Origin of the sequence: Streptococcus sanguinis (genome assembly GCF_013343115.1) — a bacterium.
Taxonomy (GTDB): domain Bacteria; phylum Bacillota; class Bacilli; order Lactobacillales; family Streptococcaceae; genus Streptococcus; species Streptococcus sanguinis_H.
Genome location: NZ_CP054570.1, coordinates 1,390,867 through 1,410,924 on the forward strand (window position 1 = coordinate 1,390,867; position 20,058 = coordinate 1,410,924).

21 protein-coding genes and 1 pseudogene are annotated in these 20,058 nt (G+C 41.9%); 3 read left to right on the forward strand and 19 right to left on the reverse strand.

Going from position 1 to position 20,058, the window contains the following annotated elements:
- Positions 1 to 84: 84 nt before the first annotated feature.
- The 8 genes and pseudogenes from FOC72_RS06605 to nagB form a co-directional block, all read right to left on the reverse strand.
- The gene (locus FOC72_RS06605) at positions 85 to 471 is read right to left on the reverse strand and encodes a DUF1310 family protein (RefSeq protein WP_002896055.1); all 387 of its coding nucleotides are present in this window, start codon (positions 469 to 471) and stop codon (positions 85 to 87) included.
- A 326-nt stretch (positions 472 to 797) separates the two neighbouring features.
- Positions 798 to 1,185: pseudogene (locus tag FOC72_RS06610) on the reverse strand (DUF1310 family protein).
- 152 nt (positions 1,186 to 1,337) lie between these two features.
- A complete protein-coding gene (locus FOC72_RS06615; protein WP_002896057.1) occupies positions 1,338 to 1,745 on the reverse strand; it encodes a DUF1310 family protein in 408 nt (135 codons plus the stop codon).
- Positions 1,746 to 1,955: 210 nt separating this feature from the next.
- On the reverse strand, positions 1,956 to 2,342 hold the full coding sequence (locus FOC72_RS06620) for a DUF1310 family protein (RefSeq protein WP_002902666.1): 387 nt from the start codon (positions 2,340 to 2,342) through the stop codon (positions 1,956 to 1,958).
- 170 nt (positions 2,343 to 2,512) lie between these two features.
- The gene (locus FOC72_RS06625; protein WP_002896060.1) at positions 2,513 to 3,463 is read right to left on the reverse strand and encodes a competence protein CoiA; all 951 of its coding nucleotides are present in this window, start codon (positions 3,461 to 3,463) and stop codon (positions 2,513 to 2,515) included.
- 115 nt (positions 3,464 to 3,578) lie between these two features.
- Entirely contained in the window at positions 3,579 to 4,748 is a 1,170-nt protein-coding gene (locus FOC72_RS06630; protein ID WP_002896061.1) for an MFS transporter, read from the reverse strand.
- 94 nt (positions 4,749 to 4,842) lie between these two features.
- Positions 4,843 to 6,198, reverse strand: coding sequence for a DUF1958 domain-containing protein (locus FOC72_RS06635; RefSeq protein WP_080555505.1), 1,356 nt, complete (start codon positions 6,196 to 6,198; stop codon positions 4,843 to 4,845).
- Positions 6,199 to 6,348: 150 nt separating this feature from the next.
- Positions 6,349 to 7,056 carry a glucosamine-6-phosphate deaminase gene (gene nagB / locus FOC72_RS06640; protein WP_002896064.1) on the reverse strand — a complete coding sequence of 236 codons (708 nt, stop codon included), beginning with the start codon at positions 7,054 to 7,056 and terminating at the stop codon, positions 6,349 to 6,351.
- 134 nt (positions 7,057 to 7,190) lie between these two features.
- Between nagB and FOC72_RS06645 the strand changes: the two genes are divergently transcribed.
- Genes FOC72_RS06645 through FOC72_RS06655 form a run of 3 tightly spaced genes read left to right on the forward strand, consistent with a single transcriptional unit; the run spans position 7,191 to position 8,895 of the window.
- On the forward strand, positions 7,191 to 7,370 hold the full coding sequence (locus tag FOC72_RS06645; protein WP_002896065.1) for a hypothetical protein: 180 nt from the start codon (positions 7,191 to 7,193) through the stop codon (positions 7,368 to 7,370).
- Positions 7,371 to 7,379: 9 nt separating this feature from the next.
- Complete coding sequence (queA, locus tag FOC72_RS06650) at positions 7,380 to 8,408, forward strand: tRNA preQ1(34) S-adenosylmethionine ribosyltransferase-isomerase QueA (RefSeq protein ID WP_002896066.1); 1,029 nt, start codon at positions 7,380 to 7,382, stop codon at positions 8,406 to 8,408.
- 16 nt (positions 8,409 to 8,424) lie between these two features.
- Positions 8,425 to 8,895 carry an arginine repressor gene (locus FOC72_RS06655; protein ID WP_002896068.1) on the forward strand — a complete coding sequence of 157 codons (471 nt, stop codon included), beginning with the start codon at positions 8,425 to 8,427 and terminating at the stop codon, positions 8,893 to 8,895.
- Positions 8,896 to 9,023: 128 nt separating this feature from the next.
- Here FOC72_RS06655 and FOC72_RS06660 read toward each other — a convergent pair whose 3' ends face one another.
- From FOC72_RS06660 to sodA, 11 genes are all read right to left on the reverse strand, one after another.
- The gene (locus FOC72_RS06660; RefSeq protein ID WP_002896070.1) at positions 9,024 to 10,361 is read right to left on the reverse strand and encodes a dipeptidase; all 1,338 of its coding nucleotides are present in this window, start codon (positions 10,359 to 10,361) and stop codon (positions 9,024 to 9,026) included.
- Between the two features lie 21 nt (positions 10,362 to 10,382).
- Entirely contained in the window at positions 10,383 to 11,894 is a 1,512-nt protein-coding gene (locus FOC72_RS06665) for a YfcC family protein (protein WP_002896071.1), read from the reverse strand.
- A 205-nt stretch (positions 11,895 to 12,099) separates the two neighbouring features.
- Positions 12,100 to 13,047: a carbamate kinase gene (gene arcC / locus FOC72_RS06670; protein ID WP_002896072.1), complete on the reverse strand. Its 948-nt coding sequence runs from the start codon at positions 13,045 to 13,047 to the stop codon at positions 12,100 to 12,102.
- Positions 13,048 to 13,213: 166 nt separating this feature from the next.
- Complete coding sequence (gene argF, locus FOC72_RS06675) at positions 13,214 to 14,230, reverse strand: ornithine carbamoyltransferase (protein WP_002896073.1); 1,017 nt, start codon at positions 14,228 to 14,230, stop codon at positions 13,214 to 13,216.
- Positions 14,231 to 14,280: 50 nt separating this feature from the next.
- Entirely contained in the window at positions 14,281 to 15,510 is a 1,230-nt protein-coding gene (gene arcA, locus FOC72_RS06680; RefSeq protein WP_002896075.1) for an arginine deiminase, read from the reverse strand.
- Positions 15,511 to 15,799: 289 nt separating this feature from the next.
- Positions 15,800 to 16,486 carry a Crp/Fnr family transcriptional regulator gene (locus tag FOC72_RS06685; protein ID WP_002896076.1) on the reverse strand — a complete coding sequence of 229 codons (687 nt, stop codon included), beginning with the start codon at positions 16,484 to 16,486 and terminating at the stop codon, positions 15,800 to 15,802.
- A 47-nt stretch (positions 16,487 to 16,533) separates the two neighbouring features.
- Positions 16,534 to 17,031, reverse strand: coding sequence for a DUF1648 domain-containing protein (locus FOC72_RS06690; RefSeq protein WP_002896077.1), 498 nt, complete (start codon positions 17,029 to 17,031; stop codon positions 16,534 to 16,536).
- Positions 17,018 to 17,299 carry an autorepressor SdpR family transcription factor gene (locus tag FOC72_RS06695; protein WP_002896078.1) on the reverse strand — a complete coding sequence of 94 codons (282 nt, stop codon included), beginning with the start codon at positions 17,297 to 17,299 and terminating at the stop codon, positions 17,018 to 17,020. Before FOC72_RS06695 ends, FOC72_RS06690 begins: the two co-directional genes overlap by 14 nt.
- A complete protein-coding gene (locus FOC72_RS06700; protein WP_032914215.1) occupies positions 17,277 to 18,065 on the reverse strand; it encodes a YhfC family intramembrane metalloprotease in 789 nt (262 codons plus the stop codon). Before FOC72_RS06700 ends, FOC72_RS06695 begins: the two co-directional genes overlap by 23 nt.
- Positions 18,066 to 18,196: 131 nt before the next feature.
- Positions 18,197 to 19,276 (reverse strand): serine hydrolase, encoded by a 1,080-nt coding sequence (locus FOC72_RS06705; RefSeq protein ID WP_002934461.1) that lies wholly within the window; start codon positions 19,274 to 19,276, stop codon positions 18,197 to 18,199.
- Positions 19,277 to 19,411: 135 nt separating this feature from the next.
- Positions 19,412 to 20,017: a superoxide dismutase SodA gene (gene sodA / locus FOC72_RS06710; protein WP_002896081.1), complete on the reverse strand. Its 606-nt coding sequence runs from the start codon at positions 20,015 to 20,017 to the stop codon at positions 19,412 to 19,414.
- Between the last annotated feature and the right edge of the window lie 41 nt (positions 20,018 to 20,058).

Genomic DNA, 20,058 nt, shown 5'->3' on the forward strand with positions numbered 1-20,058 from the left:
TGATTATTATACTATTTTTATCGAGAATATGAAAGCGGAATCATCGGAGATTCATAAATATAAAATGCTTTATTATATGTCATGTCATTCTCCCCTCAACTTCTTTGCAAGCTCACCAGAGATTACATATCCTGTATGTTCTAGCTTCCCATCAGACTCTTCCATCAATGTTGTTTTAATAGTTAATTCTGGGTCATCATTGATTATAAGTTCAATGATTAATCCCCCCATAGGATTATATTCTAATTCATCTTTGTTAATTGAATATTCTTTTATAATCCCCTCCTCAGTCAAAGCTTTAGAATCTTCCTGTCTCAGTAATTCTTCTATTGCTCTCTGCGCTTTCTTCCCCTTCGCAATCTGAAGCATTTCTTCTTTTTCTGACCGATTATTTAGCAAGCTGCAGCTTCCTAGAAGCATAGATGAACTAATCGTGATGATACTCAGAAAAATGACAAAAAATTTCTTCATGACAGCTCCTTTCGTTCCTCATCTTTGCTAAATCTGATGCTTTATCAAAAATGGGAAAATGGATTTGGATTCATGTTTTATATTATCATTGTTTTTTCAGAAGAAAATGATAGCACAATTATTGTTAGAAAGTTGTGAAAGAAAAACCTTATTCTTCATTGACGTGTACGTTTCGTAAACTTGGGAGATAGTGCCGATGTAAGCAACATCTTCAACTATTCCAGCCCTCCAATATGCATGTTCCCATCAAATTCAAAAAATGAAATATTGACATGCTGTCGATCCTTATATCCCGTACTATCAATAGGATTTAAGCAGCCATCCATTTATACACCTCCAACAAGTTTGTCAAGTTTATCAGATGCAAAATAACTCGCTATTCTATATTCACCCGTCTTTTCTTCTAAATACCGTCATACTCATATTTAACTCATGGTCATTATTGAGAACCACATAAACCAACATTCCTCCCATAGGATTGTACTCCAACTTATCCTTTTGAATTTCATAAGATTTAATTTTCCCTTCTGCTGTCAGAGCTTTAGGATCCAGTTCTCTCAACTCTTTCTCAATCGCCTTCTTCATTTTTGTACTTTCCGCAATCTGGATCATTTCTTCTTTTTCCGACCGACTGCTTGGCATACTGCAGCCTCCTAAAATAATGCCTGAACTGGCCGTGATGATACTCAGAAAAATGACAAAAATTTTCTTCATAATGACTCCTTTCGCTTCTCATCTTTGATAAAACCGATTCCTTAACAAAAACGAGAAGGCGAATTTAGATTAATTTTTTATATTAATTATTATACTATTTTTCCAAAGAACATAATAGCGCAATCATTGTTAGGAAGTTATCTAGAAAAACCTTATTCTTCATTGCCATTTACATTTTCTTCATCCATTAGTTTTGTAAGCTTCGGTGACCACACAGTCCCATCTCTGTGAAATTTCCCATTTTCGTCCTCTCCAATGACATATCCTAGTGTTACTTCTTCGTCACCATTAATGATTAAATCAAACATTAATCCTCCCATTGGGTTCTGAGTTAGTGACTTCTTATCAATTTCATAACTTTTAATTTTCCCTTCAGGTGTTAAGGCTTGAGGATCAATCTTTTTCAGCCCTTCCTCAATAACACTCTTCATCTTTTTACTTTCTGCAATCTGAATCATTTCTTCTTTTTTCGACCGACTGCTTGGCATACTGCACCCTCCTAAAAACATAGCCGAACTAATCGTTATGATACTCAGAAAAGTGACAAAAATTTTCTTCATAATGGCTCCTTTCGTTTCTCTTCTTTGCTCAAACTGATGTCCTAACGAAAATGGGAAACTGGATTTGAATCAATGTTTTATATTATCATTGTTATACTATTTTTTAAAAGTTTCAAGGACTACGCTACGTATAAAGAGTTGTAAAGACAAAAACTCATTCTCTCTCACCCTTAATATTGTCGTAAATTTGGGAAACGGAGCCTATGTATTCTATTTCGCCAATAGGTCACTAAGTTTCCGACTTCTTGAATTTGTAGCAATTTCATAATTACCAGTTGTTGAATCTTCCACTACTGTTACACTTAAACTTAAATTCTTATCTCCGTTAATAAACATTTGAATCATTATCCCTCCCATTGGATTATATTCTAACTTATACTTTTGAATTTCATAGGATTTAATCTTTCCTTCTGGTGTCAAAGCTTTGGGATCTAATTTTTTTAAAAAAATTTCAATTACACTCTTCATCTTTTTACTCTCCGCAATCTGAATCATTTCTTCTTTTTCTGACCGACTATTTAGCATGCTGCATCCTCCTAAAAACATAGCTGAACTGAGCATAATGATACTCAGAAAAATAATAACTATTTTCTTCATGATAGCACATTTCACTTCTCATATTTTCTAAAGCTAGCTGAATTAGCACGATTTAGAATTTTTAACTATCTAACTTATTACTTTATTATATTATACAGGATTCTCAAATATTCTAAAACTGAAAGGATAGCTAAAAATTTATGGCTTCATCAATGAGAAACTAACGATACTTAGCATTTTTCTCTTATCATCTCATAAAAAGCCGGTGAATAAACAATTTGCAGATTTTTTTGCTGGAGATTGGCATAATAGTTCTCAAACTGCTGGTAATAGCCAGTCAGGTCAGTAGTTATCTGACTGAAGGAGGTAGCTTGTATTGGCCGAACCTGCGGATAAAAATCCTCTGCAGTCTTAGTCAATAGATTATCGCCATTCTGGTAGAGCTGGGCCTGCAGCCTCATCCATCTAGGCTGCTGGTAATAAAGCTGACGACGGATATAATTGCAGATGTGCGGATCTTGCTGGGCCAGAAAGCTGTTTATCTCCTGCTTTTGAAAGGGCAAACGCAAAATATCCAAAAACCGGCCGTGACCAAAGGGAAAGTTCTTGGTCTTGTGCTGGACTTTTCCATGCAGATCTTCGTGAATCAGGTATTTGAGACGCAGAACTTGCTTTTCTTGATCCAGCTCCCAAAGATGAAAGCCCATATTTTTACTAAAATAGAGAAAATCCTTCTGCAGGCGAGTTAGGGAATCCTTGAGCCAAAGTTTTCGCCCCAAAAGCCAGAGAACCTGATAACCATGCTGGCGGTAAGAAATCGTCCGTTCCTGCAGCCGTTCTATACTTAGGGGACTGCACTGGACTTCAAGAGCCAGTTTTTTATCAACCAGCAAATCAGCAATCTGCTGCAGAGCAGGCAAAAAAGCCTCCACCTCAACTTCTTCTGTCTGGACTGCCCAGCGAAAAAGCTCCGCCTTAAGGTTCAGGTGCTCAGCGCTCTCATTTTCCTTGTAAAAGTGGCACTGCTCTAACGAAACATGCGCAAAATGCGGCTGCATAACCTTCCCTTTTTTAAAACGGACTGCCCCTGAACAAGCCGGGCAGACGAAATCAGCCCCCTTCTCAATCTTCTCCTCCAGAGCATTACACAAAAGCCCCTTATGATTTCTCGCCACAAACATATTCTAGCCCCCTCTAAAATTTCTCTCATTTACTAAAATATTCGCAAAAGAAAAGAGAAAAGATCTACACCATCAAAAAACGAGTCAAGAGAGCATCTCTCCGACTCGTTTTTCATTATCCAAATAATTGGTTTCCTTTTCGTTTTGGCAATTTTAGAAAGAGGGCCAGGAGACAGACTAAGCAGATAATAGCTGCTAGAAAGAGGTTCATTCCTTCGTAGCCCCAACTGTCCAAAAAGTGACCCGCAAGATTTTGAATGAGAATGGTTCCTAGACTGCGGGCTGTCTGGACCAAAGCAATGGCAGTAACCAGGTATTTTTCATCGACCAAGCTAGCTACGATTTTTAGGGTCACCATAATCAAAACCATGCCCGTCACGTGCTTGGAAAAAAGAGTCATCCCGATTTTCGAAATCAAACCTAGGTCCAAGGCATAAACGCTGTACTGGAGAAAGATGGTTCCCAAACAGATATAAAGAAGCTTCTTCATCGAAATCTTGTCCATAAAAAGATAGGAATAAAAGATAACAGGCGCTTCAACCAGAACTGATAGGGCAACAACAGTCGAAGCCATATCCACCTCTAAGCCACTATGCTGTAGCATGGCAGGGATATAGGTATGACCAGTATTCCCCACTCCAGAGTAAAGGGCGACCAAAAGCAGGTAAAAGAGATAGGTTTTGTTGGTCAAGAGCTTCCCCAGACCTGTCTGCTTGCGGGTATTCCTGCTTTCTAGGGCTGCTCGGTCGTGCTTGGGCTGGATTCCCAAAAGTCCTATGCTGCTGATAAGCATCATGCCAATAAATACTGGGAAAATGGCCTGCGGTGCGACTCTTTGATAGATCAATCCTGCCAACTGAGAGCCTAAGGCATAGCCAATGGTTCCCCAAATCCGAATCTTGCCATAAGTATAAGGACTTTGAGCCGCAAGAACATCCATGACTGGATTGACCCCGTTAACCAACATGAGAACTAGGCTATACCAGACCAGTAACTGCCAAAACTGAGTCGCTTTCATGAAAAATACAGCCCCAACCATCATAGCTAGAAAGCTAAAAAGGAAGATCTTTTTAATTCCCAAAGCATCGCTGAGAACTCCAAAAATCGGCTGAGCCAACATGGAAGCAAAGAAGGAAGCTGACACTACCATCGATACTTGAGCATTTGAATATCCTAAGTCCTGCATATAGACTGATATCAGAGTCGAAAAAAGAGAGTAGGCTAAGAAGAAAAAATTAAAGAGTAAAAAATGAGCCAGATAGCTGTTATGAAACTTTTTTTGCATGAAAATCTCCTTAAGACAGAAAGAAAACTCAGCAAAAGAACTGAGTTTTAGCTTGGAAAGTCATTCCGTTCGTATGTGACAGAGGACATTCCCTTTATTCAACATCTGTATTTCTACGACGTTCCTGCTTTGCAGCCTTACGCTTTTGACGACTGCGGTATTCAAAGTACAGAATGATTAGCAGGATGCCAACAGGCAGCATAATTAACATCTTATCGCTGAAGAACACACCATACCAAGGCTTGCTTTCCGACTTGCTGCCAGTCACATTTTCAATGGCTTGAGCAACTGGATTCTCAACTTTCTCGACTTTCATTTCATCAGAGATCTTGCTAGACAAGGTCTTCAAGCCATTTTCAGCCTTGAGAACATTGTTTTCAACCTTGACTTTAGGCTCGGTTCCCTTTTTAACAGTAGCGTAGAAATCCTCAGGCAGCTTATACTTCTGTCCATCAATCTCCTGCTCACCCTTGGATAAGAGTTTTTTGTACTCATAATCCGCATAAGCCTTCTCAATCAAAGCATTACCAAAAGGATGGCGATAATACTCACCGTCTTGGTCAGACCAGTCACCGACTCCCATAATCACAGCAATCATGCGCTGATCGCCACGCTTAATGGTCGCGATATAGTTGAAAGCACCGTTAGGACTAGAGCCCGTCTTCATACCATCTACGCCCTTGAGTGCGTATTTAGCACCCGGCAGGGAGTAATTATAGGTTTCAAAGGTCTCCTCGTAAGGAGTTCCAGCTTTAACCGTAACCTTGGCTTTATTAGTATAGTTTAGAATCTCAGGATGGTGATTGACAAAATTGTAAGCCAGAATCGCCAAATCACGGGCTGTTGTCTGATTGCTGGCATAATTATCGTAGTTTTGAGGATTATAATAGCCCTTAAAAGAAACCGCCGCTGCACCGCTGGCATTGAACCACTTGGTATTCGTCATGCCCAGCTCTTGAGCCTTGGCATTCATCCGATCCAAGAAAGCATCTGGATCATTGTCAGATAAATAATTGGCCAGCATAACGGTTGTCGCATTGGATGAAGGCACGATTGTCATGGTAATCAGCTCAGATACGGTATAATCCACACCAGCGACAATTTTATTATTAGAAATTTCATAAATATTAGCGGTAGCCTGATCCTGAGGTGTAGCTGTAATGACCGTCTTTTCGCTGATTTTTCCTTCCTTAATCGCTTCAAAGACCAAGTAAAGCGTCATGAGCTTACTCATACTAGCTGGGTCACGCACCTCATCAACATTATCCTCCCAGACAACATCACCTGTACTGCCGTCAATAACGAGAGAAGACTTGGGACGATTAATCGCCTGAACATTATCATGCGGATACATCTTTTTAGCCATATCCACCAATTCATCAGCCCTAGCAGCTAGTGGCGCTAAAGAGGTCAGGAACGCAATTCCCAATAACAAAAGCTTTTTCTTCACAGGATCCTCCAAAGAACAATTATACCTATCTAGTATATCATATTTTACGCAAAGTTAACCATAAATCTAAAAATCCTACCTAAAAAATAGATAGGAAATTAAGAGACTTTTATCTGGCAAAACCAGTTTTATAGCAATAGCATTAAAATCTTAGTGATGTAACAAGCTAAGCGCTTCCTTATCAGCGATAATCACAACATCTGGATGCTTCTGGAGAGCACTGCCAGGCAGCTCCTCCGTCACCTCACCCTCAACAGTCCCTGCTATAGCCTTGGCCTTAGCTGAACCGTAAGCAAAGAGAATGATGGACTTAGCATTGAGAATGTTGCCAATCCCCATGGAAATGGCCTGAGTCGGAACATCTTCCATCTTGTCGAAGAATCGAGCATTGGACTGAATGGTGGACGGTGTCAAATCCACTAAGTGAGTCTGACTGTCAAAACTGGTTCCCGGCTCATTAAAGCCGATATGGCCATTCGTACCGATTCCCAAAATCTGCAAATCAGCTGGATGCTCTGTAAGAAGCTGATTGTAGCGCGTCACTTCTGCTTCTAAATCTTTCGCTGCGCCATTGGGCAGGAAGCTTTCCTTAAAAGGCTTTTGGTTAAAGAGGTGCTGATTCATGAAATAGCGATAAGACTGAGGATCGTCCTCCTGCAAACCGACATATTCATCCAGATTGACACTGTACATCTCTGAAAAATCAAGGTCGCTCTCAACGATCTGCTTGTAAAATCCTTCTGGGCTGCTGCCTGTAGCTAATCCCAACGTTTTTGCTCCCTGAGCTAGCTTTTCTTTGAGCAGTTCGAGAGCTACTTTTCCACCTTCTACTTGGTTTTCCACTTGAATAATTTTCATTTTCTACCTCCACTTCTTTTCTTAATTCTATTATATGGTATAGACCAATTTTTGTCAAGAAAAAGTCTGCAAAATAGACATACTTTTTAGTCATGCTCGCTTCCTTTTGCAGCAAATCGTGTTATAATAGAGACATGTTTTTACTGATTGTTTTATTGATTTTATTTTTAGTCGGAGTCTTACTCTGCAGCTTGAGTTTCCTCATGAAAAAACAACCAAGCTGGCAGATTGTAAGTTTGATTTTGGGCGGCTTGCTTACAGCTAGTCCCTTCCTACTCGCTGCCTATCTACTCTGGCTGATGAAAACAATATAAGGAGATACGATGAATACCGCTGATTTTGATTTTGACTTGCCCGAAGAGCTGATTGCACAGACGCCTTTAGAGAAAAGGGATGCTTCCCGCTTGCTAGTGGTTGATAAAGAAACGGGAGCCTTCTCCGACCAGCACTTTGACCAGATTATTGATCAGCTCCAGCCCGGCGATGCCCTAGTGATGAATAATACGCGTGTCCTGCCTGCCCGCCTTTATGGTATCAAGCCTGAGACAGGGGGCCATGTCGAGCTGCTGCTGCTGAAAAATACTCAAGGAGATGACTGGGAAGTGCTAGCCAAGCCAGCCAAGCGCCTCAGAGTAGGTTCTCAAATTTCCTTTGGCGATGGCCGCTTAACGGCTACTGTGGTAGAGGAGCTTGACCATGGTGGTCGAATCGTACGCTTTGGCTACGAAGGAATTTTCCTAGAAGTCTTGGAAAGTTTGGGAGAAATGCCGCTTCCGCCTTATATCCACGAAAAACTGGCAGACCGCGAACGCTACCAGACTGTCTATGCTAAAGAAAACGGCTCTGCTGCTGCGCCAACTGCTGGACTTCATTTCACAGAAGAGCTATTGGAGCAGATTGCAGCCAAGGGAGTCAAGCTGGTCTATCTCACCCTTCATGTCGGACTGGGAACTTTCCGACCGGTTTCTGTAGACAGCTTAGATGATCACGAGATGCACTCTGAGTTTTACAGTCTGTCCGAGGAAGCTGCCCAGACACTCCGTCAGGTTAAGGCTAATGGCGATCGTGTCATTGCAGTCGGAACAACATCTATCCGCACCTTGGAGACAATTGGTAGTAAATTTCAGGGTCAGATTCAGGCTGACTCTGGCTGGACCAATATTTTTATCAAGCCGGGATACGATTGGAAGATCGTTGATGCTTTTTCAACCAACTTCCACCTGCCCAAGTCAACTCTGGTCATGTTAGTCTCTGCCTTTGCCGGACGTTCCTTAACACTTGAAGCTTATGAGCATGCTATTGCTGAGCGCTATCGCTTCTTCAGCTTTGGTGATGCCATGTTTATCAAATAACTATAGGTGAAAATTTATGAATAAAATTGAAAGCAGACACCGCCTCATCCGCTCCTTAATCATGGAGAAAAAAATCCATACCCAGCAAGAACTCCAGGAGCATTTGGAAGCAAATGGCGTTATTGTAACCCAGTCCACTCTTTCACGAGATATGAAAGCACTCAATCTGGTCAAGGTTAGTGAAAACGATACTTCCTACTATATCATCAACAGCATCGCACCATCCCGTTGGGAAAAACGCCTCCGTTTCTATATGGAGGATGCTTTAGTCATGCTGCGACCAGTTCAAAATCAAGTCGTCATGAAAACCCTGCCTGGGTTGGCACAGTCTTTCGGTGCAATCTTAGACGCCTTAGAGCTGCCGCAGATTGTTGCTACTGTCTGTGGTGATGATGTCTGTCTGATTATCTGCGAGGATGATCAAGGGGCCCTTGACTGCTTTGAGAAGCTCAAGGAATTCACCCCACCATTCTTCTTTAGTAAATAAAAGCTGAGACAACATTGCCTCAGCTTTTTTTATTTACGATTTTTCCTCAATGAAACCCATTAGCAAATCAGAAAGCCATATTTGACTAGAGCAATGCATTACCGAAGATAGTTTCAAAAAGTCAGCATTTAAGGTGTTGTAGCCAAACGATAAACGGCTTCCGCGTAAATATCCATGGCCCGATATAGATCATCTAAGCGCAATCGTTCATTGACCTGATGCTCTGTCTGATTAGCTCCCGGAAAGAGAGCGCCGAAGGCAACACAGTTAGGCATAGTACGAGCAAAGGTCGCTCCGCCAGAAGACATAGCTGGACTGTTGTCTCCTGTTTTGTCCTGATAAATTGCCATCAGGGTGCTGACCAACTCGCTGTTCAAAGGTACATAGAGCGGAGCCAAATAATCAAACTCCTGATAGGTCAGCTCGTATTGACTGGCTATCTCTGCCAGCTTTTCAACCAGCTTATCCTTGTCTGCCAAGACCGGAATCCGCATGTCAATCCGAATCTCAGAGCGGTCAGAGGTTAACGTCAGACCGGCAACATTAAAGGAAAGAAAGCCTGTCGGTTCATCAGACACAGGCCCGAAGAGATGGCTGCCTGTCACATCTTCACCAACCGCCTGAGCCAGAAAGGCAAGAGCTGGATGCGAATCCAGGGGCTGCAAGACCTTGGCTAGGCGAATAATAGCATTGACTCCTTGAGCGGCATCCTTAGCGTGCTTGGGCAAGCCGATAACCGTTACTTCTTCTGCCGTTCGCTCATATTCATAGCCTAAACCTTCCAAGCCAGCAACGACTGACTCCAGTAAGTCACCTGAATAGGAAGCCTTGGCAGGAACAACATTAAAAGCTTGACCAGCTTCGAGCTCTAAAGTATCAGAGCCTGGTCCTTCCAGCTTAAGCTGCAGAAGCCCCTTCTCAGCATAGGTCAAAGGGAAGGAAGAGTCAGGTGCAAAGCCAAGTGCAGCCTGCTCTTCTAGCTGGTTATACCTACCCATACAGCGCCAAAGCGTCTCCTCATCTGTACCAAAGATAAAGCGAACCCGCTTTTTAAATTCCACTCCACTGTCCAGCAATGCTTTTACAGCATAAAGAGCGGCCATGGAAGGTCCCTTGTCGTCCTGCACCCCACGACCAAAAATCCAGCCATCTTTGACAGTGGCTTCAAAAGGCGGCGTCTGCCAGTCCGAATCATCACCTGATGGAACAACATCCAAATGACAGAGAACGGCCAGGAGCTGAGCTCCATGACCGATTTCTGCATATCCGTAATAACCTTTAGGGTCGAGGTAGGTTTTAAAACCTAGCTCCCGACAGATTTCTAAAGTTTTTTCTAGGACATCTTGGATAGCTTGTCCAAAAGGTGTTCCATTTTGACCTTCCTTCAGTACTGAAGGATAAGAAACGATTGTTTTCAAAGATTCAAGAAAATCTTCTTTAACTTCTTCCGTTATAAAATTTTTCATGGAATCACCTCAGCTTCTAGCTTATAGGAACGGTAAGAAAGTTCCTAGGAGTAAGAGACCAATACTGATCGCAATGATAGCTACAATCAGCTTGCCGATAAATTTCCACCAAGTTCCGATATTGATACGTCCGAGTGCCAAAGCCCCCATAACGATACCAGAAGTTGGAGCAACCAGGTTCAGCACACCTGAAGCAGACTGGTAAGCTGTGATGATCAAGCTTGCCTTGACATTGACAAATTCTCCCAAAGGAGCCATGATTCCCATAGTCGCACTGGCCAGACCAGATGATGATGGGATAAGGAAGGACATTGGCAGGTAGAAAATGTAGGTCAAGACGATGAATACTTGTGATGACAGACCGCTGAGTCCTTGTTTGCCCCAGTTGAGGATAGTATCTGTAATCATACCATCATTCATGATAACTTGGATACCACGGGCGATTGCTACGATTAGGGCTACGCTAAGCAGGTCAGCTGCACCGTTCATAAAGGCTGAGATAATCTTGTCTTCCTTGAGACCGTAAACAGCGCCAATCAAGATTCCCATAAAAGCAAAGAGCATAGCTCCTTCTGGGAAGTACCAAGTCCCCAGTGCGGAAGTAGATGAACCAATAATCTTACCGAGTACTGGAAGACCTGTCAGCCAGGTATTGACGTCCTTAAAGATAGTAATACCAAGATCTGTCCAAGGAATGAAACTCAATACCATAAGGACAAATGTCAAAATGAACAATACTAAGACAAGTCTTTGCTTTTTGCTCAGTGTTGACTCAACAGATGAAGAAGTTTCAACGTTGAAGTGTTTCAAATCTTCTTCGCGAGTACTGTAAACCAGTGACTTGGTCGGATCCTTTTGAATCTTATCCGCATAGCGATAAACAAACCAAGTACTGAGAGCTGTCATGACAAACAAGAAGATGAGACGGAGGGCAATCCCTTCACCGGTACCAACACCAGCAGTAGCTGAAGCAATACCTGTTGCAAATGGATTTAGCGTGGAAGCCAAACATCCGATTTGCGAACCCAGCAGGATAATAGCCACCCCGGTCAGACTGTCAAAACCAACCGCCATCATCACCGGCACCAAAAGAGGATAGAAGGCCATGGTTTCCTCACCCATACCATAGGTAGTACCACCGAGGGCAAAGAGAGGCATCAAGACAACAATCAGCATCTTTTCGCGACCCTTGTACTTCTTAACGATAGAGGCAATTCCCACATCCAAAGCGCCAGTTTCATTGACAACACCAAGGAAACCACCGACCATGAGGATGAAGAAGGCAACATCTATCGCTGCAGTAGTTTCCTTGATCAAGGATCCTTCCTCTGGATGCGTACCCAGCATTGCACGAATCGGTGCCATCAGGACATCCCAAATCCCTTGTGGATTTTGTGGCTGAGGCTGATAAACACCTTTTACAAAAGCCCCTGCTGGGATAATCCAAGTCAGAACTGCCATAATGGCAATGATTATCAACAATACGGTGTAAGATGAAGGCATCTTAAACCCTTTTTTTGTTTTTTCACTCATTTGTATTCCCTCCTAAAAATTTTTTAACGAGGTTACGAACCTGCATTCCCCTGTATGAGCAAACAAGAAAACGCTTACTTTGTTTTTATTTTACCATATTAACATTGAAAAAGCCAGTGTTTTTGAAAATAATCAAAGATTTTCAGGAAAAGACTTGCAGCAGCGACAGAGTTCAGCTGCTATCGACTTTCAATCAGTTCTATGCCTAGCCTTTTTCAATAATCGTGCCGCTCTCAGACTCAATCAGAGCACCAAGATTTTCCAGAGATGTGATAACTGCTTTACCTTCTGGACGGCCATTGACAAAGGCGATAGCTGCTTCTACTTTTGGAAGCATGCTGCCTGGTGCAAATTGTTCTTGCTTGATGTATTCTTCCAACTGAGCAACATTCACATGCTCCAATTTTGCTTGGTCTGGTTTGTTGTAGTTAACAAAGACATAGTCCACACCCGTCAAGACGATGAAGAGGTCTGCATCAACCAACTCCGCTAAGCGTTGAGAAGCAAAGTCCTTGTCAATAACAGCTTCAATACCAGTAAGATGGCCATTGTCTTCCTTGACGACAGGAATCCCGCCGCCGCCCGCAGCCACTACTACTTGACCTTGATTCAAAAGCGTACGGATCGTTTCAATTTCCTTGATATCCACTGGTTTTGGTGAAGCAACAACCTTTCGCCAACCACGGCCGGCATCCTCTTTGAAAGTCGCTCCGCTCTTTTCAGCTTCCGCTTTGGCTTCTTCTTCTGAATAGAAAGGGCCGATTGGCTTGCTGAGGTTGACAAAGGCTGGATCGTTCTTATCCACCACTACTTGCGTCACAACAGAAGCGACATTCTTTTCAATACCTTCATCCAAGAGAGCATTTTGCAAAGCATTCTGCAGCCAGAAGCCGATACTGCCTTCTGTCATAGCCACAAGAGAGTCTAGTGGGAAGGCAGGATTCTTTTCAGAGTCTGCTGCCAACTGTTGCAGCAGCAAGTTCCCTACTTGCGGACCATTTCCATGGGTAATGATAAGGTCATCCCCGTTTTTAATCAATTTTACCAAGTGTTTTGCAGTTTCCGCCAAGGCTTGCTGCTGTGCATTCGCTGATGGGTCAGATGAAAGGATAGCATTTCCTCCCAAGGCTACAACGATTTTACGATTTCCCATTAAATTCTCCTTAATTGCGCTTCGATGAATGCGCTTCTAATTTATTTTAGTAGATTTTTTAATTTTCAATAAGAAAATGAGCTTTTCTTATCATATAAAAGAGGGCCGGACTAAAGCTATTAGTCGCAGCCCTCATAGCTGTTGGTAGACGGTTTCTTAGGTAAGATTATACTTTTGGAATGTAGAGGTTTCCAAGAGTTGCAGCCATAACCGCTTTAATTGTGTGCATACGGTTTTCTGCTTGGTCGAAATGACGAGCATATTTGCTGCGGAAGACTTCGTCTGTTACTTCCATTTCTTCTACGCCGAATTTTTCAGCGACGTCTTTACCGTAAACAGTATTTGTATCGTGGAATGCTGGTAAGCAGTGCAAGAAAATCAAGTTTTCATTATCAGCCTTCTTCACCAAATCCATGTTTACTTGGTAAGGTTTGAGGAGGGCAACGCGTTCTGCAAACTTGTCTTCTTCACCCATAGATACCCAAACGTCTGTGTAAAGAACATCAGCACCTTTAACTGCTTCGTCAGCATCTTCTGTAATCAGCACACGAGCGCCGCTTTCTTTAGCAAAACCTTCTGCCAATTCAACGATTTCTTTTTCTGGGAAGAGTTCTTTTGGTGAGAAGATGTGAACATTGACGCCAAGGATAGCTCCAGTTACCAGCAAGCTGTTGGCAACATTGTTACGTCCATCACCACAGTATACCAATGTCAAGCCTTCCAGACGGCCAAAGTTTTCTTGAACAGTCAAGTAGTCAGCCAACATTTGAGTTGGATGCCATTCGTCTGTCAGACCATTCCATACTGGAACACCTGAGAATTCTGCCAATTCTTCTACCATGCGTTGGCTGAAACCGCGGAATTCAATCCCGTCAAACATACGGCCCAAAACTTTAGCAGTATCTTCTGTAGATTCTTTCTTACCAAGCTGGATATCATTTGCACCAAGGTATTCTGGATGTGCTCCCAGGTCAATGGCTGCTGTTGTAAAAGCTGCCCGAGTACGAGTAGATGTTTTTTCAAACAAGAGAGCGATATTCTTGCCAGCAAGATAGTGGTGTTGAATATTGCGTTTTTTCAAATCTTTCAAGTGAGCTGAAAGACCAATAAGGTATTCTAACTCAGCACGGCTAAAGTCTTTTTCTGCTAAGAAGCTACGTCCTTGGAATACTGAATGTGTCATTCTATTATTTCCTCTTTCTATTCTTTGAGTATCAGTAAAATACTGGATTCCTAAATTTCTTCACGTTCAAATGGCATAGACATACAGCGTGGTCCACCACGACCGCGAACCAATTCACTTCCGCGGATCTTAATCAAACGCAAGCCGTATTCTTCCAAAATCTTGTTAGTAACTGTATTGCGATCATACACTACTACCACACCAGGTGCGATAGTCAAGGTGTTAGAACCGTCATTCCACTGCTCACGCGCAGCAGCTACGATATTGCCACCGCCACAGCGAATCAGGTGAACTTTTTCCACACCAAGGTTTTCTGCCAAGATTTCTGCCAAATCACCTTTTTCTTCAACAATCTTAAGTTTGTCATCAACATAAGTCACAGAGTAAACGCGAAGATCGCCTTCAATTTCTGGGTGAATCGTAAACTTGTCATAGTCAACCATAGTGAAGACAGTGTCTAAGTGCATGAACTTACGGTTGTTAGCAAATTCAAAAGCCAAAACTTTCTTGAAGCCAACATTTTTCTTGAAGATATTGACCAAGAGTTTTTCTATAGAAGCTGCGTCTGTACGTTGTGAAATACCAACCGCCAGCACATCTTTTGAAAGAACCAGTTCGTCCCCACCTTCGATACGTGTATCTTCTTCACGGTTGTAAACCAAATCTACTTTTCCACCATATACTGGGTGATGTTTGAAGATGTATTTACCATAAAGAGTTTCACGATTACGAGTATCTGCATACATGTGGTTGAGCGATACAGCATTACCAATTGTAGCAAATGGGTCACGTGTGAAGTAAAGGTTTGGCATTGGATCAATAGCGAATGGATAATCAGATTCTACCAAGTCCGTCAAGCCTTTTGCTTCTTCAGGAATTTCTGGTAATTCAACTTTTTGAACCCCTGCCATTGTTTTTTCAACCAACTCTTGGTTGTCTTTGATACCATGGAGCAGTTCGCGAATAGCCTTCTTGGTTTCACGGCCGCGAATATTCGCTTCTTCCAGATATTCTTCGATGAATTGCCCACGAATTTCTGGAGAAGTCAGTGACTCAGCAGCCAACTGCTCAAGATAGAGAACCTCAACTCCTTCATTGCGAAGCGCTTGAGCAAAGTTGTCATGTTCTTTTTGTGCATCTTCCAAGAAAGGAATATCATCAAAGAGAAGACGTTCCAAATAGTCTGGCTGCAAGTTTTCCAACTCCTTGCCAGGACGGTGCAACATAACTTTTTTCAGTTTCCCAATTTCTGAGAAAACATGAATTGGATGTGTAGACATCTACTGTCCTCCTTTTTCTTTGCGGTTTAGGTTTTCCTAAGCCCGTTCACATGTACTATTCTAGCATTTAATGTTACCGCTTTCAAGAAAAAACCTACATTGCAAATGCCAAATCCTTTGCTTTTTTCTATTTTTATTTTTATAATATTCTCCTATAAAGCGTTTTCTTTGAATATTTTACGCATTATATTATTTTTGTGAATATTTATTTTTTAAAATAAAATTAGTACACGGTTAATATTAGAATATTTTGAATTTATTAAGCAAAAAAGAAGCTAATCAGAACCGATTAGCTTCTAGCAAGGTATTTCATAAAATACTCTTTCTCTTTAAAAGTTAATTTTTTATGTTGGTATTCAATCCTACCTTCATCTAAGAGCTTTTTCAGAACTTGATTGACCGTTTCCCGAGTCGTGGCTCCTAGCTTAGCCAGCTCTTTCATACTGATAGGAAAGGGCAGGCTGTCTCCATCCTTGCACAGATCCATGCAGAGCAGAGACAAGGACTGAACCACACGCTCACTGGCACTGGCCGCCACGACATTGCGCAATCTCAATTCCTGAAATTCCAAGATTTGCGATAGCCGCTTGGTAATGAACAACAGTTGATCCACACTCTTCTTTGAATAGTCTTCAAACAAATCAATAGGAATGGAGAAATATTCGACATTGGTGACAGCGCTGGCAGTGTAATGATAGCGTTCATCAAAAAACATACCTCCATAGGGGAAAACACTGTTTTTCTTGACATAATCCATATAAGAAAATGTGTCTGTTGAATCATACTGCTCAATCCGCACATAGCCTTGAGACAAGAGGAAAAGACGCTCACGCCGGTCTCCTGCAAAAAAGATAATTTGCCCTTTTGGAATCTTGCGATACTGAATCTCCACTGCTAATTTATCGAAAAGCTCCACTGGCAGATTGACAAAGGCAGGGTGCTGCCGGATAAATTGATAATGCTCCTTGGTAATCATGATAACCCTTTTATTTGATACTTGATACCATTATAGCATAAATCCGCTTACAAATAGAAAATGCTGACTATAAAAGTAAGAAATCCTAACAAAACAAAGAGGTGTGCCCATTTTCTATTCATGGAATTTCTGTCAGCTTGTACTTTTTTGGGCAAGTAATTGCCTACAATTATGAAAACCAAAGCAACTAGCATAGTTGCTATTTTACGCACATCAAAACTCTCATTTAAGCCCCGATAAATGGTAGCTAGATACAGCGAAACAAAGGTAAAAGGAAATATCCAGCGAATAAGGTGTTTAAAAGTGGGATTTAAGATATCTTTAGCAACAGTAGACCAATAAATCATAACTTCTAGCAGCATCATGACAATTGGAAAAGCCGAAACTACTAAAAACTTAGGTAAAAAGGAGTCGCCTTTTCCAGACAAGTCAAGGTGAATAGCTAGGTTTTCTGGTAATTTTTGATAGATCCAGATGGCATATAAAACTGGCAGGAGCATGAGTCCAAGCGCCCATCCTAATTCTTGTAAACTATTTTTTTTCATTTTCGTTTCCTCCTCCAAGAGATTGAAACCAGACAAGAATTTCTTCAAAAACAGTGACATCTAAGCTGTAATATATAAAATTCTTCTGCTTTTCTTCTATGAGTAGACCGGCTTTCTTTAGCTGAGAGAGGTGGTAGGATACCGTCGCAGGAGTCAGCTCAAAAGCTTGAGCAATTTCCCCTGCAGACTTCGGACCATGCTTGAGCATTTCCAGGATTCCCCTCCGAACTGGGTCAGCTAAGGCTTTAAGCGTTTGACTGATCCCCATGATTGAACCTTTCTTTCAGGTAAACTTTCAAAATTTTCTTGGTCAGAAAGACTAGTGCCACTACTTCTACTAAAAGAAGAGCCTCAACAGCCAGTGGCGGAAGAAAGCCTACCTGAGCCAGAGCAGGCGCTAAGTCAATCAGGGCGTGAAGTCCCAGAGCGGCTAAAAAATACACTGGCGCCTTCTCCTTAACCGCCTTCCAAACCCAGAAGGTCAGAAGGATTTGAATGAGAATAGCCAAGATCCGTTCAAAAGCCAAAAGATAGATGCTGCCAGCGCTCATGGAACGGACATTGTCAATAATTGCTTGGGGAATTTGAGCCAGCGTCTGGGCATTCCCCTGACTTACTACTTGAGCTATAACCCAAAAGTTTAAGAGACTGACAATACCAACAAACAAAGCCTCAATACCACCATGACCCAAGCCATAGGCCACACCATCCCTAAAGGTCAGTGGACGCTTCTTTTGCAGCCAGTAGAAGATGACCCAGCGGGCTGTTTCTTCAAAAATAGCTGCCGCAGCAATACCATAAAGGACATATAGCCAAGGATTTTCCGTCCGCAAAGCGATAGTCCCATCAGCTTGAGGCTGTAAAACGATACGGTGCAAAATATTTTCCAGAACCTGACTAGAAAGATAAAAGCCGACTCCCCCTAAAAGAAAGACTAATAAAGAAATGTGCTTGGTCTTTTTAAAATAAACCAAAGGAACAAGGACTGCCCCTAAAATCAGCAGCATAGCAATCAAGATATGAATGGAAATCATCGTTTTTCTCCTGAACTGTTTTGATTTTTTTCTAAATAGATTATACATCTTTCCTTTCTTTCTGTCAAATCTATTTTGGTTTTTTTCTAAATAGCTATCAAAAAATCTAGCCTGTCTAGACTAGATTGCTCTTAGTTCATATTAACCCGATGCCATTCGTTGATGACGTAGGCTAACTGACCAACTTGCTCAATTCCGACACCGCTGATCTCATCACTGGCCTCGGTGCTACCACCTAAATAAGCCGTATAGAGAGCTATAATATAGGGCTTCTCTTCCATAACTAATGCATCCACATTGAGCGCCTCACGAACATATCCAGGCTTTTGATAGATGGTAATGTCACGCAGATAGCGCTTATAGTATTCACCTGGGAAGGATTCGCCTATATAATAAAGGATATCCTTGTACTTTTCCTGATTTTTAGACAAATACTCAAGGACCTGAATATAGTAGTCCGTCGTGGTCTTATTATTCTCACGGCTGATCGTCTTAATATCAGCCTTGGACTGACCGTAGCGACTAAACATATCATAGGCCTTTTCCATGCCGCCTAGACGCTCTGCTAAAGCGTAGGCTGGAGTATTTTCAGAATAAACCAAGGAATATTCCTGCATGTCTGATATTCTCATAGCACCGTTGAAAGCACCAACATAGTTATCATGCTCGCCCCTATATTCATAGTTTGTATTGGTAATATCAAACCGCTCGTCCATAGAAAGTTTGCCGGCAGCAACCTCATCTACTACCAGCATATTGAGAGGGAGCTTGTAGGTCGATCCCGCAGTCATAGGCTGGGTATCATTCATTGCAAAGGTCTTGCCAGTCGTCAAATCCTTATATGAAAATGCAACCTGGGAGGGTTCAATTCCCATTTCAGTCATATAAGCCTGAATGACCTGAGTCAAATCCAAATTTGCATAGTCAAATCGCAGCCCCAAAGCATCCATAGTCGGGCCGTCCGCCTCCATGACCTTCTGCTTCTCCTCTGGACTTTTCTCAACAGGCTTCGGCTTTTCTTCAACTAGTTTGGAATCAGGCTTGACTTTCTCTTCTTCCTGTTCTTGCTCGCCAGACTTTGCAAGTTGGGCAGCCTCTTGTGCTTTCTTTTCAATAGCCTTATTTCGTTGGGTTATAAAAAGGAAGATGAAGCCCAGCAGACAAAGACAAGAAAGGACAGCTACGATAATCGTTACAATTTTTTTACTCAAAACATTTCTCCTAGCATTTGTATTATAAAAAATTATGAGGAAAATAACAAGTGAAACCCAGAAAAAAGGCATTTTAAGCATCAAAAAAGGCAAATCATTAATCGATTCGCCTTTTTATCTATTGAAACTGCCTGTTTATTTAGCAGCAGCGTAAAGTTCGTCAACCTTTTTCCAGTTAATAACTGAGAAGAAAGCTTGGATGTAGTTCGGACGAAGATTGCGGTATTTCACATAGTAAGCATGTTCCCAAACATCCAGTCCCAAGATTGGAGTTTTACCTTCTGAAATAGGAGTATCCTGATTTGCTGTTGAGGTCACTTCCAACTTGCCTTCTTTGTTGACAACCAACCAAGCCCAGCCAGAACCAAAACGAGTTGTAGCCGCTGCAGTGAAAGCTGCTTTAAAGTCTTCAAATGATCCAAAAGTAGCTTCGATATCCGCTGCCAACTCTGCAGATGGTGATGTTTCTGCTGGTGTCATCAATTCCCAGAAAAGAGCGTGGTTAAGATGACCACCACCGTTGTTGATGACTGCTTGACGGATATCAGCTGGGATAGACTCCACATCAGCCAATAATTTTTCCAAGTCTTCACCGATTTCAGGATGTTTTTCAAGCGCAGCATTAACATTCGTTACATAGGTATTGTGATGCTTGTCATGATGCAAGTGCATTGTTTCTTCATCAATGTAAGGCTCTAACGCATCGTAAGCGTAAGGAAGATCAGGTAAGATAATTGCCATTTGATAGACCTCTTTTTCTATATGATTATAAAAATGATAAC

Bases quoted from the DNA above. Each gene is read 5' to 3' on its own strand.
- FOC72_RS06605 (WP_002896055.1), bottom strand. From the start codon at position 471: ATGAAGAAATTTTTTGTCATTTTTCTGAGTATCATCACGATTAGTTCA.
- FOC72_RS06615 (WP_002896057.1), bottom strand. From the start codon at position 1,745: ATGAAGAAAATTTTTGTCACTTTTCTGAGTATCATAACGATTAGTTCG.
- FOC72_RS06620 (WP_002902666.1), bottom strand. From the start codon at position 2,342: ATGAAGAAAATAGTTATTATTTTTCTGAGTATCATTATGCTCAGTTCA.
- FOC72_RS06625 (WP_002896060.1), bottom strand. From the start codon at position 3,463: ATGTTTGTGGCGAGAAATCATAAGGGGCTTTTGTGTAATGCTCTGGAG.
- FOC72_RS06630 (WP_002896061.1), bottom strand. From the start codon at position 4,748: ATGCAAAAAAAGTTTCATAACAGCTATCTGGCTCATTTTTTACTCTTT.
- nagB (WP_002896064.1), bottom strand. From the start codon at position 7,056: ATGAAAATTATTCAAGTGGAAAACCAAGTAGAAGGTGGAAAAGTAGCT.
- FOC72_RS06645 (WP_002896065.1), top strand. From the start codon at position 7,191: ATGTTTTTACTGATTGTTTTATTGATTTTATTTTTAGTCGGAGTCTTA.
- queA (WP_002896066.1), top strand. From the start codon at position 7,380: ATGAATACCGCTGATTTTGATTTTGACTTGCCCGAAGAGCTGATTGCA.
- FOC72_RS06655 (WP_002896068.1), top strand. From the start codon at position 8,425: ATGAATAAAATTGAAAGCAGACACCGCCTCATCCGCTCCTTAATCATG.
- FOC72_RS06660 (WP_002896070.1), bottom strand. From the start codon at position 10,361: ATGAAAAATTTTATAACGGAAGAAGTTAAAGAAGATTTTCTTGAATCT.
- FOC72_RS06665 (WP_002896071.1), bottom strand. From the start codon at position 11,894: ATGAGTGAAAAAACAAAAAAAGGGTTTAAGATGCCTTCATCTTACACC.
- arcC (WP_002896072.1), bottom strand. From the start codon at position 13,047: ATGGGAAATCGTAAAATCGTTGTAGCCTTGGGAGGAAATGCTATCCTT.
- argF (WP_002896073.1), bottom strand. From the start codon at position 14,230: ATGACACATTCAGTATTCCAAGGACGTAGCTTCTTAGCAGAAAAAGAC.
- arcA (WP_002896075.1), bottom strand. From the start codon at position 15,510: ATGTCTACACATCCAATTCATGTTTTCTCAGAAATTGGGAAACTGAAA.
- FOC72_RS06685 (WP_002896076.1), bottom strand. From the start codon at position 16,486: ATGATTACCAAGGAGCATTATCAATTTATCCGGCAGCACCCTGCCTTT.
- FOC72_RS06690 (WP_002896077.1), bottom strand. From the start codon at position 17,031: ATGAAAAAAAATAGTTTACAAGAATTAGGATGGGCGCTTGGACTCATG.
- FOC72_RS06695 (WP_002896078.1), bottom strand. From the start codon at position 17,299: ATGGGGATCAGTCAAACGCTTAAAGCCTTAGCTGACCCAGTTCGGAGG.
- FOC72_RS06700 (WP_032914215.1), bottom strand. From the start codon at position 18,065: ATGATTTCCATTCATATCTTGATTGCTATGCTGCTGATTTTAGGGGCA.
- sodA (WP_002896081.1), bottom strand. From the start codon at position 20,017: ATGGCAATTATCTTACCTGATCTTCCTTACGCTTACGATGCGTTAGAG.